At 61.7% G+C, this 14,456-nt stretch carries 10 protein-coding genes; 9 read left to right on the top strand and 1 reads right to left on the bottom strand.

Annotation, left to right across the window (positions count from 1 at the left end):
• Positions 1-48: 48 nt before the first annotated feature.
• From feoB to DW151_RS04905, 4 genes are all read left to right on the top strand, one after another.
• On the top strand, positions 49-2,409 hold the full coding sequence (gene feoB / locus DW151_RS04920) for a ferrous iron transport protein B (RefSeq protein WP_118334743.1): 2,361 nt from the start codon (positions 49-51) through the stop codon (positions 2,407-2,409).
• Between the two features lie 123 nt (positions 2,410-2,532).
• Positions 2,533-3,729: an MFS transporter gene (locus DW151_RS04915; RefSeq protein ID WP_118334741.1), complete on the top strand. Its 1,197-nt coding sequence runs from the start codon at positions 2,533-2,535 to the stop codon at positions 3,727-3,729.
• A 153-nt stretch (positions 3,730-3,882) separates the two neighbouring features.
• A complete protein-coding gene (locus tag DW151_RS04910; RefSeq protein ID WP_118334740.1) occupies positions 3,883-5,259 on the top strand; it encodes an alpha-amylase family glycosyl hydrolase in 1,377 nt (458 codons plus the stop codon).
• Between the two features lie 3 nt (positions 5,260-5,262).
• On the top strand, positions 5,263-5,826 hold the full coding sequence (locus DW151_RS04905; RefSeq protein WP_118334738.1) for a uracil-DNA glycosylase family protein: 564 nt from the start codon (positions 5,263-5,265) through the stop codon (positions 5,824-5,826).
• 1 nt (position 5,827) lies between these two features.
• Here DW151_RS04905 and DW151_RS04900 read toward each other — a convergent pair whose 3' ends face one another.
• Positions 5,828-6,490 carry a hypothetical protein gene (locus DW151_RS04900; RefSeq protein WP_118334737.1) on the bottom strand — a complete coding sequence of 221 codons (663 nt, stop codon included), beginning with the start codon at positions 6,488-6,490 and terminating at the stop codon, positions 5,828-5,830.
• A 93-nt stretch (positions 6,491-6,583) separates the two neighbouring features.
• Here DW151_RS04900 and DW151_RS04895 point away from each other — a divergent pair, with 93 nt between their 5' ends.
• From DW151_RS04895 to DW151_RS04875, 5 genes are all read left to right on the top strand, one after another.
• Positions 6,584-7,720 (top strand): pyridoxal phosphate-dependent aminotransferase, encoded by a 1,137-nt coding sequence (locus DW151_RS04895; protein ID WP_118334735.1) that lies wholly within the window; start codon positions 6,584-6,586, stop codon positions 7,718-7,720.
• A 505-nt stretch (positions 7,721-8,225) separates the two neighbouring features.
• Positions 8,226-8,747: a 50S ribosomal protein L10 gene (gene rplJ / locus DW151_RS04890; RefSeq protein WP_089572500.1), complete on the top strand. Its 522-nt coding sequence runs from the start codon at positions 8,226-8,228 to the stop codon at positions 8,745-8,747.
• Between the two features lie 102 nt (positions 8,748-8,849).
• On the top strand, positions 8,850-9,227 hold the full coding sequence (rplL, locus tag DW151_RS04885; RefSeq protein WP_006235005.1) for a 50S ribosomal protein L7/L12: 378 nt from the start codon (positions 8,850-8,852) through the stop codon (positions 9,225-9,227).
• A gap of 314 nt (positions 9,228-9,541) precedes the next feature.
• Positions 9,542-10,450 (top strand): UTP--glucose-1-phosphate uridylyltransferase, encoded by a 909-nt coding sequence (locus DW151_RS04880; RefSeq protein ID WP_118334734.1) that lies wholly within the window; start codon positions 9,542-9,544, stop codon positions 10,448-10,450.
• Positions 10,451-11,021: 571 nt separating this feature from the next.
• Positions 11,022-14,450, top strand: a complete 3,429-nt coding sequence (locus DW151_RS04875) for a DNA-directed RNA polymerase subunit beta (RefSeq protein ID WP_233543353.1) — start codon at positions 11,022-11,024, stop codon at positions 14,448-14,450.
• Positions 14,451-14,456: the final 6 nt, after the last annotated feature.

The raw sequence follows: 14,456 nt of genomic DNA, 5'->3' as shown, positions 1-14,456 counted from the left end.
GGTTAGCCCCGGTAAACGGTTAACCGCGTCTAACGAAAGGATGAGCGCGTGAAGCTCGATACACTCGAGATTGGAAAGGACGCCGTTGTCGCATCGGTGGCATCGGACGATCAGGCACTCCGACAGCATATTTTGGACATGGGCCTAACGCCGGGCACCGAAGTCACCATGATGAAGTACGCTCCTATGGGCGACCCGCTCGAGATTCGCCTGCGTGGCTACGAGTTGACGCTGCGCAAGGACGATGCCGCTCGCATCGAGCTCGTGGGTGTTCACGATACAGATACGGGTCCGCGCGCTAACGCCGCAATCGGCACGACAGATCACCCGGCACTGGGCGAGGGGACGTATTCGCCTCGTGCTGCCAAGACGGCCGTGCCCGAGGGCGCACCGCTGCATTTTGCCCTCGCCGGCAACCAAAACTGCGGTAAGACCACACTGTTCAACCAGCTTACGGGCTCCAACCAGCACGTTGGTAACTTTCCCGGCGTAACGGTCGACCGCAAGGACGGCACCATCCGCAACCATCCTGAGGCAAGCGTTACCGACCTGCCCGGCATTTACTCCCTGTCACCGTACACGGGCGAAGAGATCGTCAGCCGCCAATTCATCTTGGACGAAACCCCCGACGCCATCATCGATATCATCGACGCCACCAACATCGAACGCAACCTGTACCTGACGCTGCAGCTTATGGAGCTCGACCGCCCCATGGTCATCGCGCTCAACATGATGGACGAGGTGACGGCCAACGGCGGCGCCGTGGACGTCAACCTGCTCGAGAGCCTGTTGGGCGTGCCTGTTGTCCCCATTAGCGCTGCCCGCAACGAGGGCATCGGCGAGTTGGTGGATCATGCCTTGCACGTGGCGCGGTTCCGCGAGCGCCCCGGTCGCCTGGACTTCTGCGCGCCCGATGGTCCAGACGGCGGCGCGCTGCATCGCTGCATTCACGGCATCGCCAACCTTATCGAGGACCATGCCGCGACGGCGCATATTCCGGTGCGTTTTGCGGCGACCAAGCTGGTTGAGGGCGACGAGCTGGTAACCGAGGCGCTTCACCTGGATCGCAACGAGCTCGACGCCATCGAGCACATCATTACCCAGATGGAGGGCGAGGCCGGCACCGACCGCCTGTCCGCGCTGGCCGATATGCGCTTTAGCTTTATCGGCGACGTGTGCGGGCGTTGCGTCGTCAAGCCGCACGAGAGCCGCGAGCACGTGCGCTCCGTCAAGATCGACCGCATCCTGACGGGTCGCTACACAGCCATTCCGGCGTTTCTGGTGATCATGGGCCTCGTCTTTTGGCTGACGTTTGGCGTGATCGGCGCGGCGTTGCAGGGGCTCATGGAGGACGGCATCGCTGCCATCATCGCCTCGGCCGATGCGGGCCTCAAGGCGTTCGGCACCAACGACGTGGTGCGCTCACTGGCTGTCGACGGCGTGCTTACGGGCGTGGGCAGCGTGCTGACCTTCCTGCCGATTATCGTCGTGCTCTTTTTGTTCCTTTCCATTCTGGAAGACTCCGGATACATGGCACGCGTGGCCTTTGTTATGGATAAGGTGCTGCGTCGCTTTGGCCTTTCGGGCCGCAGCTTTGTGCCCATGCTCGTCGGTTTTGGCTGCACCGTGCCGGCTATCATGTCGACCCGTACGCTCCCATCCGAGCACGACCGCAAGATGACGGTCATGCTCACGCCGTTCATGAGCTGCTCGGCCAAGTTGCCGGTCTACGGTCTGCTGTGCGGGGCGTTTTTCCCGCAGGCGACAGTTCCCGCCATGGTCTCGCTCTATTTGATTGGCATTGCAGTCGGTTGCATCGCGGCTTTGGTGCTCAACCGCACGGCATTTAAGGGCGACCCGGTACCGTTTATCATGGAGCTTCCCAACTATCGCCTGCCAGGCGTCAAGACGACGGTGATGCTGGCATGGGATAAGGCCAAGGACTTTATTACCAAGGCCTTTACCATTATCTTTGCCGCTACGGTGGTCATCTGGTTCCTGCAGACGTTCGACATCCGCTTTAATGTGGTCGCCGATCAGTCGCAGAGTCTGCTTGCCGGTCTGGGTAGCATCATCGCGCCGGTGTTGGCCCCGCTCGGCTTCGGCGACTGGCGCGCCTCGACGGCGCTCGTCACCGGACTTATCGCCAAGGAGAGCGTCATTTCGACCCTCACGGTGCTTTTGGGCACGACCTCGCCCGCGGCACTGTCGACCATGTTTTCGCCGTTTACCGCTTACGTGTTCCTGGTCTTTACGCTGCTGTACCCGCCCTGCGTAGCGGCAATCGGCGCCGTCAAGAGTGAGCTGGGCGGACGCTACGCCGTTGCCGTGTTCGCGTTTCAGGTGACGGTCGCCTGGATCGTGGCGTTTGTCGTGCATTCGGCGGGCATATTGCTGGGGTTGGCTTAGCTATTTATTGACGGCGCAACCCCTGTGTATTGAGTTGATTGCGACCCCGCATCTGTTGCTGACGGATGCGGGGCCGTTGCTATATAATCGCCCACCGCTCAGGACAATCGGAGAGGTTCCTACATGACTCAGGCAAGACAAGATGGCATCTCACTCAAGCAGTGGCTCCCGATTATCGGGCTCGCCTGTTGCGCGTTCGTATTCAACACGTCGGAGTTCATGCCCATTGGCCTTCTGACTGATATTGCCGCGTCGTTCTCGCTCACCGAGGCCCAGGCCGGCATCATGATCTCGGTCTACGCCTGGGGCGTCATGCTGCTGTCGTTGCCGCTTATGGTGTTTGCCTCGCGCTTCGAGTTCAAGCGCATGCTGCTCGGCGTGCTCGCCGTGTTCTCCTTGGGCCAGTTCCTGTCCGCTATGGCACCGACATATCCCATCCTGGTCTGCGCGCGCCTGGTGGTCGCCTGCGCGCACGCCGTGTTCTGGTCAGTCGCCTCGATTATGGCCTCGCGCCTGGTCGACACCCGTCACGGGGCGCTCGCCATCAGCATGATCGCCACGGGCTCGTCCATCGCGCAGATCTTTGGTCTGCCCCTCGGTCGCGCCATTGGCCTGGCCGTGGGCTGGCGCATGACATTCGCCGTGGTCGGGGCCCTCTCAGCTATCGCGGTCGTCTACCAGGCCGCGGTGTTCCCGGCCATGCCGGTGGGCGAGCGCTTTACGCTCAAACAGCTGCCCGAGCTGCTCAAGAACCCGTTCCTCATCGCGCTTTATGCGGTCACGGTCTTTATGGCGACCGGCTATTATGCGGGTTACAGCTATATCGAGCCGTTCCTGGCACAGGTCGCGCACGTCGACGCGGGCGCCATCACTATGACGCTGACGGCGTTCGGTTGCTCTGGTCTGCTCGGAAGCTGGCTGTTTGGCCGCCTGTTCGATGGGCACCGGTTCCCGTTTCTCGCGATTACGCTCTCCGGCGTGCCGGTGGCTCTGCTGCTCATGGGTCCGGTTGCACCGTCGCTCGTCGCCGTTCTCGCTGTTTGCGCGCTATGGGGCTGCTGCTCCACGGCCTTTAACGTGGCGTTCCAGGCCGAGCTCATCAAGTACACGCCGGCGGATTCGTCGGCCGTCGCCATGTCGATCTTCTCGGGCCTGTTCAACCTGGGGATCGGCACCGGTACGGCGATCGGCGGCGCCGTGGTGTCGGGCCCCGGCATCGCCTGGATCGGCTACGCAGGCGGCACGATCGCTGTCGTGGGCGTCATCCTCGCCATCACCGTACTGTTCCCAGCCATACGCCGCGCAAAGCCTGTCGCCTAATCATGTTCCCTCATCAGTTGCGGTGGAATAGTTCCTGTTTAAGGCCTCTGAAGGCTCAAACAGGAACTATTCCATCGCAACTTATTTTGGGGGAGAGGATACAAGCTGGGCATACAATGGATGTCGTTGTGTTGAGCTTACCGGGAGGTTGCTATGTGGGCATACGAGACGACGTTCTATCAAATCTATCCGCTGGGCTTTTGTGGGGCTCCGCGCGAGAATGCCGCGCCCGTTGCCGAGGATGAACTTTCCCAGGCTGCCAACGCCGCGCCCAACCCCGATGCTCCCATTATGAAAATCGCCCAATGGGCCGACTACCTGCAAGAGCTCGGCATCGGCGCCGTGCTCATCAATCCGCCGCTCGAATCCGACAGCCATGGCTACGACACGCGCAGCCTGCGCCACATCGACCGCCGCCTAGGTGGCGACGCCGATTTTGCCGCCGTGTGCGAGACGCTGCACGCCCACGGCATCCGCGTGGTGCTCGATGCCGTCTTCAACCACGTCGGTCGCGGCTTTTGGGCATTTCGCGATGTGCAGGAGCGCAAGTGGGACTCGCCCTACAAGGATTGGTTCCACATCAGCTTTGACGGTGACTCCTGCTATGGCGACGGCTTTTGGTACGAGGGCTGGGAGGGCCATTTTGAGCTTGTGAAGCTCAACCTGCAAAACCCCGCCGTGGTCGATTACCTGCTCGAGTCCGTGCGTCGTTGGGCCGAGGTCTTTGGCGTCGACGGCCTGCGCCTGGACGTTGCCTATATGCTCGACCGCGACTTTATGCGCCGCCTGCACGCCTTTACCCGTGAGCTTAAGCCCGACTTTGTGCTGATCGGCGAGACGCTTCACGGCGACTACAACCAGATCGTCAACGACGAGATGCTCGACTCCTGCACCAACTATGAGTGCTACAAGGGTCTGTACTCCAGCTTTAACTCGGTCAACATGTTCGAGATTGCCCACTCGCTGCATCGCCAGTTTGGTGGTGACCCGTGGTGCATTTATCGCGGCAAGCATCTGCTGTCGTTTGTCGACAACCATGACGTGCCACGCCTGGCGAGTATCCTGACGGACAAGTCCTGCCTGCGCCCCGCCTACGGCATGCTCTTTGGCATGCCGGGCATCCCATGCGTCTACTATGGCAGCGAGTGGGGGATTGCCGGCGAAAAGGGCGGCCCCGATGGTGACTGGGCGCTGCGACCTGCGCTCGATGAGCCTGCGCCCAACGAGCTGACGGCGTTCGTCACGCAGCTCACGCACCTTCGCTCGGCCGACGACGCGGCGGCCCGTGCCCTCAACTACGGTGCCTATCGCAACGTGGTGATCCAGAACAAGCAGCTGCTGTTCGAGCGCGCCTGCGACGGCGCGACGGTACTCGTGGCGGTGAATGCCGTGGACGAGCCTTACACCTTTGGCGCCGGCGAGCTCAATGGGTCTTTTGTCGACCTGCTTACCGACGGTGCACCTGCGGTTGAGCTTGCGGGCACGCTTGAGCTTGCGCCCTACGAGGTACGCTATCTGTTGAGGGCCTAGGCCATGGCTGCGTCCGACGAGGGCTATCAACATATTGAGCATGGGTTTGAACCCGTGTTCGACCAGCACTCGCGCGTTTTGGTGCTGGGGTCGTTTCCCTCAGTGCTTTCGCGTACCAATGCCTTTTATTACGGCAATCCCCAGAATCGCTTTTGGCGCGTGATGGCCGCGTGCCTCGGTGTGCTCGTGCCACCCAACGAGGGCGATCCTTTGGCAAGCGGTGAGCCCGCGACGCTCGATGCCTCCATTGCTGCCAAGCGATCCATGCTGCTGAACGGCGGCGTGGCCCTGTGGGATGTGATCGAGAGTTGCGACATTAAGGGCTCGAGCGACGCGAGCATTCGCAACGTTGTGCCGGCACATATCGAGCGCATTACCGATGTCACGCCGATTGAGGTCGTTATCTGCAACGGCGGCGCGGCCGGGCGGCTCTACAAACGCTATCTACAAGAGCGGACGGGGCTACCTGCCATCGTGCTGCCGTCGACGAGTCCTGCCAACGCGGCGTGGCGTTTGGAGCGGCTTGTCGAGCGTTGGAGTGAAGCCGTTGACTGGGCAGCTTATTAATTTAGATTATTGATTGAGTGCGGGCGCCGAGGTGTTTCAGAACGCCTCGCCAGATCGGCGCGGGCACGGCTGGCTCGGCGCAAACCATGCCATTGGTGTCGATGTCCTCGGCACTGCCGCCGCCGAGTCGCTGCGCATGCTCAACCGAGCAACCCATACGCACCGCACCCACGAGCTTGTCCATGGCTTCGGAAAACGGTCGGCGCAAGAGGCCCATGCGCGGGGAGTGGCGAAGCGCTGCGATGCCGCTGCCGGCGCAGATGGCAACGCCGCCACACCACGTTAGTTTACGGAGCTCGCAAGCTTCCCGCAGGCGCTTGACGGGCATGTGCGCCCCCTCGGTGCTTCTGTGGGCAACCTGCACGACGACATAGACGCGTGTCTCTGCATTCCCAAGGCGATCGAGCATCTGCTCGACAGTGATCATCGCCCCGTCATCAAATGCATCATCAACGGCGAGCACGAGGCCATCGGCGGCAGCATCGTCATCATCCGCCTTCAAGTCGACCGGTCGGGGGAGTACAGTGCCGGAAAGCTGTGCATAGGCGGCGATGGCATCCTGCAGGTCCCAGAGCAAAAACTCAAGATCGGCGCTCTCGGGAATGCTGATATACGCAATGGTTTGCAACGTCTTGGGCTTATCGCCGCGCGCGGTCGTCTCCATGTCGCCTCCTTTCCGGTTGGTTTCCGTTTAGGTTACACCGTCTGGCAGCGCCTCGCCGCGCTATCCTAGTGCAACCCTTACGAAAGGAACGCCATGCGCCTGCCCATGAATACCTCGCTTGCCACGCTCAAGCCTTCCGGCATCCGCCGAATCAACGCGCTCGCCGCTCAGCATCCGGGATGCATCGCGCTTGCGCTCGGCGAGCCTGATTTTCCCACGCCCGATGTGATTAGCGCCGAGGTGACCGCCGCGCTGGGCCGCGGCGACACGCACTATCCGCCCAACAACGGTCGCCCTGTCCTGCGCGAGGCACTGTCTGCTTACATGGGGGACGCGGGCCTTACGTTTTCGGCCGACGAGGTCATCCTGACCGACGGCGCGACCGAGGCCCTGTCGGCAACATTCATGGCTATGCTCAACCCCGGCGACGAGGTTATTATCCCCACGCCGGCCTTTGGCCTGTACGAGAGCATCGTCGTAGCCAATCACGCCAAAGCGGTCTTTTTGGATACGGAGCCTGCGCAATTTCAGATTGACGAGGAAGCGCTTCGCGCCTGTGTGACCCCGGCGACCAAGGCCATCGTTATCTGCTCGCCCAACAATCCCACGGGCTGCATTCTCAACGCGGCATCGCTCGACGCCGTGGCGCGCGTAGCGGAGCAGGCGGGCATCTACGTAGTCTGCGACGACGTGTACAACCGCCTCGTCTACGTGGATGGCTACGAGCGCTTTGCCCGGCGACATCCGGAGCTGCGCGAGCAGACGGTGATCATCGAGAGCTTCTCCAAGCCCTGGGCCATGACCGGCTGGCGCCTGGGTTGGCTCGCAGCCGCAGCCCCCGTCATCGCCGAGATTGCCAAGGCTCACCAATACTTAGTATCGAGTGCCGTCTCCTTCGAAATGGACGCCGCAGTCCGAGCCCTCACCGTCGACCCAACCCCCATGCTCAAAGTCTACCGAGCCCGCCGCAAACGCGTGCTCGCGGCCTTGGACGCCATGAGCCTCGACGCAGTAGAGCCCGCAGGAGCCTTCTACGCTTTCCCGAGCATCAAACAATTCGGCCTAACAAGCGAAGCCTTCTGCATCAAGGCCATCAAAGAGGCCAACGTAGCCCTAGTCCCGGGCGACTGTTTCGGCACCGAAGGCCACATCCGCCTCAGCTACTGCGTCTCCGACCAAGATTTGGACGAAGGCCTCCACCGCCTGTCCACCTTCATTTCGACTTTGTAGTCCTCAGGGATGCAACACATCAGCCCACCGACCCAGTCATTATGTGTGGGGCGCGCCGGTCAACGGACACGAGGATTCGCAGCAAAGGCAACGTAGCTCCGACCGGGAGGGGCAGGGCGAGTTTTCCGTAGATTCCGCACGAGCCGAAGGCCACTTAATGTGGCCTTCGTGCGAGCCCAGGACTTGACCGAGCGGAAAACTCGCCCTGCCCCTCCCGGTCGGAGCGTATGCAGGGTTTGTGTACAAATCCTCGTGTCCGTTGACCGACGCCGGGGTCCCCGCCATAATACTTTCGGTTCACGCACGAATCCGCTGCCAGAGACAGCCGGCGCAAACGGGCATTTGCCCGCGAGCTTAATGGGATATCCCGCCAGCCGAGGTGGTCGAGTAGATATGTCTTCTCGCCCCCGTCGCTCATGCAGCGCGGGGGCTTTCTTTTTGGACATGCCCCCGTCACGTCCTTGTGGCGGACCGTGCCCGGAAAGAATTCGAGGAGGTGTAATTCATGCCCCAGCAGTACAAAATCGACAAGGTTGCAGAGATCGAGTCCCGTATCGCCGAGAACGCCGGTCTGTTCGTCGTCAACTACAACGGTCTGACGGTTAAGCAGGCTCAGGAGCTGCGTCATCAGCTTCGCGAGTGCGGCGCCGAGATGAAGGTCTACAAGAACAACCTGGTCAAGATCGCTCTCAAGAACCAGGAGCAGCCCGAGCTCGACGAGATCCTCGCCGGCCCCGTCGCTTATGTGTTCTACGAGACCGAGCCGGTCGAGGCCGCTAAGGCCCTTAAGGACTTCTCCGCTAAGTCCAAGGGCGTCCTTGAGATCAAGGGCGGTATCTCCGACGGCAAGGCCGTTTCCGCTGATGATGTTAAGGCTATCGCCGAGCTGCCCACCAAGGATCAGCTTCTCGGCCAGATCGCCGGTCTCATCTCCGGTTTCGCTCGCGACATCGCTGTCTGCGTCAACGGCGTTTCCTCTGGTCTCGCTCGTTCGATCCAGCAGGTCTCCGAGCAGAAGGCAGCCTAGTCGCTGTTTTCACCCGCGGCGGCAACGCCGCACCCCAGGCGCATTCGCGCTGTGTTTTAACTGATCTCCGTGCACAGACACGGAAACCGAAAGGACTTAGAAATGGCTAAGCTTACCACCGATGAGATCATCGATGCTCTTAAGGAAATGACCCTTCTCGAGGCTTCCGAGCTCGTCAAGGCTATCGAGGACACCTTCGGCGTTTCCGCCGCTGCTCCTGCCGCTGTTGTCGCCGCTCCCGCTGCTGGCGCTGCTGAGGCCGAGGAGAAGACCGAGTTTGACGTCGTGCTCGAGGGCTTCGGCGACAACAAGATCCAGGTCATCAAGGCCGTCCGTGAGCTCACCAACCTTGGCCTGAAGGAGGCCAAGGAGGTCGTCGAGGGCGCTCCCAAGGCTGTTCTCGAGGGTGCCAAGAAGGAGGACGCCGAGGCTGCCAAGGAGAAGCTCGAGGCTGCTGGCGCTGCTGTCACCCTCAAGTAATCAGGCTTTCTCGCCAGATTTCTTTGCAGACGGGGTTCGCATTGCGAGCCCCGTCTTTTTTGTTTTTCGGTTCCTCGACATCGGTTGCTCAAACTGCCATGTTCTGTGATTTGCGTCGCAACGGGTGCCCTGCCGTTGGGCAATAAAATTGCACCATTCGAGCAATAATTTGCGTTGACCTGCTGAAGAATTGTCTCTGCCTTGTAGCGACATATAGTTCCAGCGGTAAGATGCTTGGGTATCGCAATTTGGTCTGCGGCTGTGCGCCGCACGCACGGGGCGCTTTTGCGCCTGCGAAAGGATCTTTGAATAACATGAAGGCAATCATCCCCGCCGCCGGTCTTGGCACGCGTTTTCTGCCTGGCACCAAGTGCACGCCCAAAGAGATGCTGCCGGTGCTCGACAAGCCCGTCATTCAGTACGTCGTCGAGGAGGCGCTCGAGCCCGAGGAGGTCGACGATGCCATCATCGTTACTTCTCCCGGTAAGCCCGAGCTGCTGAGCTACTTCCAGCCCGATCGCTCGCTCGAGAACCTGCTGCGCGAGCGCGGCAAGAACGCCTATGCCGATGCCGTCGCCCACGCTGGCGGTATGCCGGTCGACTTCCGTTATCAGTACGAGCCCAAGGGCCTCGGCCATGCTATCCGCTCTGCTGCCGACGCCGTGGCAGGGGAGAACTTCCTGGTTCTTCTGGGCGACTACGTTGTGCCTAATCGCGACATCTGCGACAAGATGCTCGCCGTTTCCAAGGAGCACGGTGGCGCTTCGGTTATCGCCGTTGCCGCGTGCGCTCCCGAGGAAGTCAGCCGCTATGGCGTCATCGCCGGTGATCGCGTGGGCTCTCTCGAGGGCTTCGAGAATGCTGCCGATGACGAGCCCGGTGCCGTTTGGCGCATCGGCGGTCTGGTCGAGAAGCCTGCTCCCGAGGCGGCTCCGTCCAACCTGTACATCGTCGGCCGTTACCTGCTGAGCCCGCTGGTCATGGACCTGCTCGCCGACCAGCAGGCCGGTAAGGGCGGCGAGATCCAGCTTACCGACGCCATGGCCCGCTCGCTCGACCGCGAGGCCATGTACGCTGTCGTCATCGACCCGCTCTCGGGCTACGACACCGGTACCCCGTCTGGCTGGATGGCCACCAACGCCCTCATGGCCGCAAGCGATCCTCGCTTTGCCAGCGCCTTCTGGGACGCCATCGACGAGCGCGGCGGTTTGATGCGCAAGTAAGCCTTCGGTCATCGACATTTACGGGTGCGGACTTCGGTCTGCACCCGTTTTTTATGCGAGCTACAGCTTAGCCCCGGAAAGTGCGACCCACAATTTGGTCGAATTCTGGGATGCGCTTTCCGGTTGGGGCATCTAGCGGAAACTACGACCCGGAATGTCGGCTCAGAACGGGACACGCTTTCCCGAACAGGGCTCAATCGGAAACTGCGCCCCAGTTTGAGGCCTCAAAACGGGATGTAATTTCCGTCCGGCCAACCCTCGCCGCCATTCTGCCGCTCAGAGGCCCGCACCAGCAGGCTCGTTCACAGAAAATATATGAACAGATGTTCGATACACATATATCTACCTGCGTGTTTTCTGTCGAAAATCTTTGCTACTCCAAAAACTCAATCGCGTCAAGGCTTTTCTTGCCCAACGGTCGGTACCTGATAAACTATTAGGTTGCGATAACTGGCGAAGCTATGCCTCGCCAACCCACCGAGCATTTCCGTGAAGGAGGAAAAACCTGGTGACCTACGCATACACTGCCACTGAGCGCAAGCGCGTCAGCTTCGGGAAAATCCCGGAGGCCATGGAGCTCCCCAACCTTATCTCTGTTCAAAGGGAATCCTTTGAGCGTTTTAAGGACGAGGGCCTTCGTGAGGCGTTCAAGGAATCCAGCCCCATCCAGAGCCAGAACCATGTTCTCGAGGTTACCTTCGGCGAGCATCAGTTCGGCGACCCCGCGCACACCGTCGAGGAGTGCCGCGAGAAGGATATGACCTATCAGGCTCCGCTTCTGACCGACGTTCGTCTCACCAACAAGGAGACCGGCGAGATCAAGGAGCAGCTTGTCATCATGGGCGACTTCCCCATGATGACCGATCAGGGCACCTTCATCATCAACGGTACCGAGCGTATCGTCGTCTCGCAGCTCGTCCGCTCCCCGGGCGTGTACTACAGCTCCGAGATGGATTCGGGCAAGCAGATCTACAAGGCCCAGATTATCCCGTCCCGCGGTGCCTGGCTCGAGTTTGAGGTCGACAAGCGCGACCAGCTCATGGTCTCCATCGACCGTAAGCGCAAGCAGAGCGCCACGATGTTCCTGCGCGCCCTTGGCATTGCCGTCACCAACGACGACATCATCGAGCTGCTCGGCAACTCCGATGTGATCAAGCGCACCCTGGAGCGCGACACCGCCCTCACCCGCGAGGACGCCCTCATCGAGATCTACCGTCGCCTGCGCCCGGGCGAGCCTCCCACCGTGGACGCTTCCCGCAGCCTGCTCGAGGGCCTGCTCTTTAACCCGCAGCGCTACGATCTGGCCCGCGTCGGTCGTTACAAGGTCAACAAGAAGCTCAACCTCACCACCGAGGAAGAGGTCACGGTGCTCACCGACGAGGATATCGTTGCGACGCTGCGCTACCTGCTGTCCCTCGCTGCCGGCGAGCAGGGTTTCAAGGTCGACGACATCGACCACTTCGGCAACCGCCGCATCCGTACCGTCGGCGAGCTCGTCGCCAACCAGTTCCGTATCGGTATGAGCCGTATGGAGCGCGTCGTCCGTGAGCGCATGAGCTCCCAGGACATCGACGAGATCACCCCGCAGTCGCTCATCAACATCCGCCCGATCGTGGCCTCCATCAAGGAGTTCTTCGGTTCCTCGCAGCTCTCGCAGTTCATGGACCAGGCGAACCCCCTGACCGGTCTGACCCATAAGCGCCGTCTGTCCGCACTCGGCCCTGGTGGTCTTGCCGGCCACAAGTCCGGCTCCAGCCGCCGCACCAACGTGCCGACGGCCGTCCGCGACGTTCACAATTCGCACTACAGCCGCATGTGCCCGATCGAGACCCCCGAAGGCCCCAACATCGGCCTGATCGGCTCGCTCGCCCTCTACGCCCGCGTCAACGAGTACGGCTTCATCGAGGCCCCGTTCCGTCGCGTCGAGAACGGCGTTGCCACCGATCAGATCGACTGGATGACCGCTGACGAGGAAGAGAAGCACGTCATCGCGCCGGCCAACACGCCGCTCGATCCCAAGACCAACGAGTTCATCACGACCGATGCCGAGGGCAAGATCGTCCGCCCGCACACCGTGATCGCCCGTACCCGCGACTTCGACGGTTCCTTCGGCGCTCCCGCCGACGTGCCCGTCGAGGACGTCGACTACATGGACGTCTCGCCGCGTCAGATGCTCTCCGTCGCAGCCACGCTGATCCCGTTCCTTGAGCACGACGACGCCAAGCGTACGCTGATGGGCGCCAACATGCAGCGTCAGGCCGTGCCGCTGGTTCACCCCGCCGCTCCCTATGTCGGTACCGGCATGGAGCGTCGCGCCGCTCTGGACTCCGGCGAGGTCACCCTGGCCAAGAACGCCGGCGAGGTCATCTTTGCCGACGCCGCCAAGATCATCGTCAAGCATGCCGGCGGCATGGACGAGTATCACCTGGCCAAGTACCAGCGCTCCAACCAGTCCACCTGCATCAACCACCGTCCGCTCGTGCGCGTCGGTGACACCGTTGAGCAGGGCGAGCCCCTGGCCGACGGTCCTTCGACCGATCACGGCGAGCTCGCACTGGGCCAGAACCTCACCGTGGCCTACATGCCGTGGGAAGGCTTTAACTACGAGGACGGTATCGTCGTGTCCGAGCGCCTGGTGGCCGAGGACCTGCTGACGACCATCAACATTACCCGTCACGAGATCGACTCCCGCGACACCAAGCTCGGCCCCGAGGAGATCACCCGCGAGATCCCGAACCTCTCCGAGGACATGCTTGCCAACCTCGACGAGGACGGCATCATCCGCATCGGCGCCGAGGTCGGCCCTGGCGACATCCTGGTCGGCAAGGTCACGCCTAAGGGCGAGAGCGCTCTGACCGCCGAGGAGCGCCTGCTGCGCGCCATCTTCGGTGCCAAGGCCCACGACGTCCGCGATACCTCCCTTAAGATGCCTCACGGCGCTTACGGCCGCGTTATCGATGTCGTCCGCTTTAGCCGCGAGAACGGCGACGACCTGGCCCCCGGCGTCAACGAGCAGGTGCGCGTCTACGTCGCCCAGCGTCGTAAGATCCAGCAGGGCGATAAGATCGCCGGCCGCCACGGCAACAAGGGTGTTATCTGTAACGTTCTGCCGGTCGAGGACATGCCCTACATGGCTGACGGTACCCCGATCGACGTTATCCTCAACCCGCTGGGCGTTCCTTCGCGTATGAACGTCGGCCAGCTGCTCGAGTGCCACCTTGGCTGGGCTGCTGCCTGCGGTTGGGATACCGAGCAGGCCGACTCCGACAAGTATGTCCCCGGTCCGTTCTTCACCGCCACGCCTGTCTTCGACGGCGCCAAGGAGGACGAGATCGCCGAGGTCATCCGTCGTGCCAACAAGAACATGCTCAACAAGGCCACCGCTGCCTTTGGCGATCACATGCGTCCCGAGTTCGTCACCCAGCTTGACGAGCGCGGCAAGACCCGTCTGTTCGACGGCCGCACCGGCGAGGAGTTCCGCGAGCCCATTACCGTGGGTACGTCCTACATCCTCAAGCTCGGCCACATGGTCGACGACAAGATCCACGCCCGTTCGACCGGCCCTTACAGCCTGGTTACCCAGCAGCCTCTGGGCGGCAAGGCCCAGTTCGGCGGCCAGCGCTTCGGCGAGATGGAAGTTTGGGCACTGTACGCTTACGGCGCTTCCAACGTCCTGCAGGAGATCCTGACCGTCAAGTCCGACGATACCGTGGGCCGCGTCAAGACCTACGAGTCCATCGTCAAGGGCGAGAACGTTCCTGTCCCGGGTATCCCCGAGTCCTTCAAGGTTCTCGTCAAGGAGATCCGCTCCCTCGCGCTGGACATCGAGCCCATGCACGATGCCGACGAGGACGCCTCCGCCCCTGTGACCGCCGAGGAGACCTCTGCTCTCGACGACCTGGCTGCGCTCGCCGGCGTTGACACCGACGTCGAGGCCGAGGATGCCGAGACCGCCGAGGCACCCGAGGCTGTCGCCGCCACGACCACTGATAAGGAGTAGTTGACT

It is taken from the genome of Collinsella sp. AM13-34, from assembly GCF_003473055.1.
Lineage (GTDB): Bacteria > Actinomycetota > Coriobacteriia > Coriobacteriales > Coriobacteriaceae > Collinsella.
Note: the sequence above shows the minus strand (reverse complement) of the source record. Positions and strands in the feature narration are given on the sequence as shown.

Excerpts from the sequence above, each read along its gene's own strand:
- DW151_RS04905 (WP_118334738.1), top strand. The coding sequence starts at position 5,263 with ATGGCTGCGTCCGACGAGGGCTATCAACATATTGAGCATGGGTTTGAA.
- rplJ (WP_089572500.1), top strand. The coding sequence starts at position 8,226 with ATGCCCCAGCAGTACAAAATCGACAAGGTTGCAGAGATCGAGTCCCGT.
- rplL (WP_006235005.1), top strand. The coding sequence starts at position 8,850 with ATGGCTAAGCTTACCACCGATGAGATCATCGATGCTCTTAAGGAAATG.
- DW151_RS04895 (WP_118334735.1), top strand. The coding sequence starts at position 6,584 with ATGCGCCTGCCCATGAATACCTCGCTTGCCACGCTCAAGCCTTCCGGC.
- DW151_RS04915 (WP_118334741.1), top strand. The coding sequence starts at position 2,533 with ATGACTCAGGCAAGACAAGATGGCATCTCACTCAAGCAGTGGCTCCCG.
- DW151_RS04900 (WP_118334737.1), bottom strand. The coding sequence starts at position 6,490 with ATGGAGACGACCGCGCGCGGCGATAAGCCCAAGACGTTGCAAACCATT.
- DW151_RS04880 (WP_118334734.1), top strand. The coding sequence starts at position 9,542 with ATGAAGGCAATCATCCCCGCCGCCGGTCTTGGCACGCGTTTTCTGCCT.
- DW151_RS04910 (WP_118334740.1), top strand. The coding sequence starts at position 3,883 with ATGTGGGCATACGAGACGACGTTCTATCAAATCTATCCGCTGGGCTTT.
- DW151_RS04875 (WP_233543353.1), top strand. The coding sequence starts at position 11,022 with ATGGAGCTCCCCAACCTTATCTCTGTTCAAAGGGAATCCTTTGAGCGT.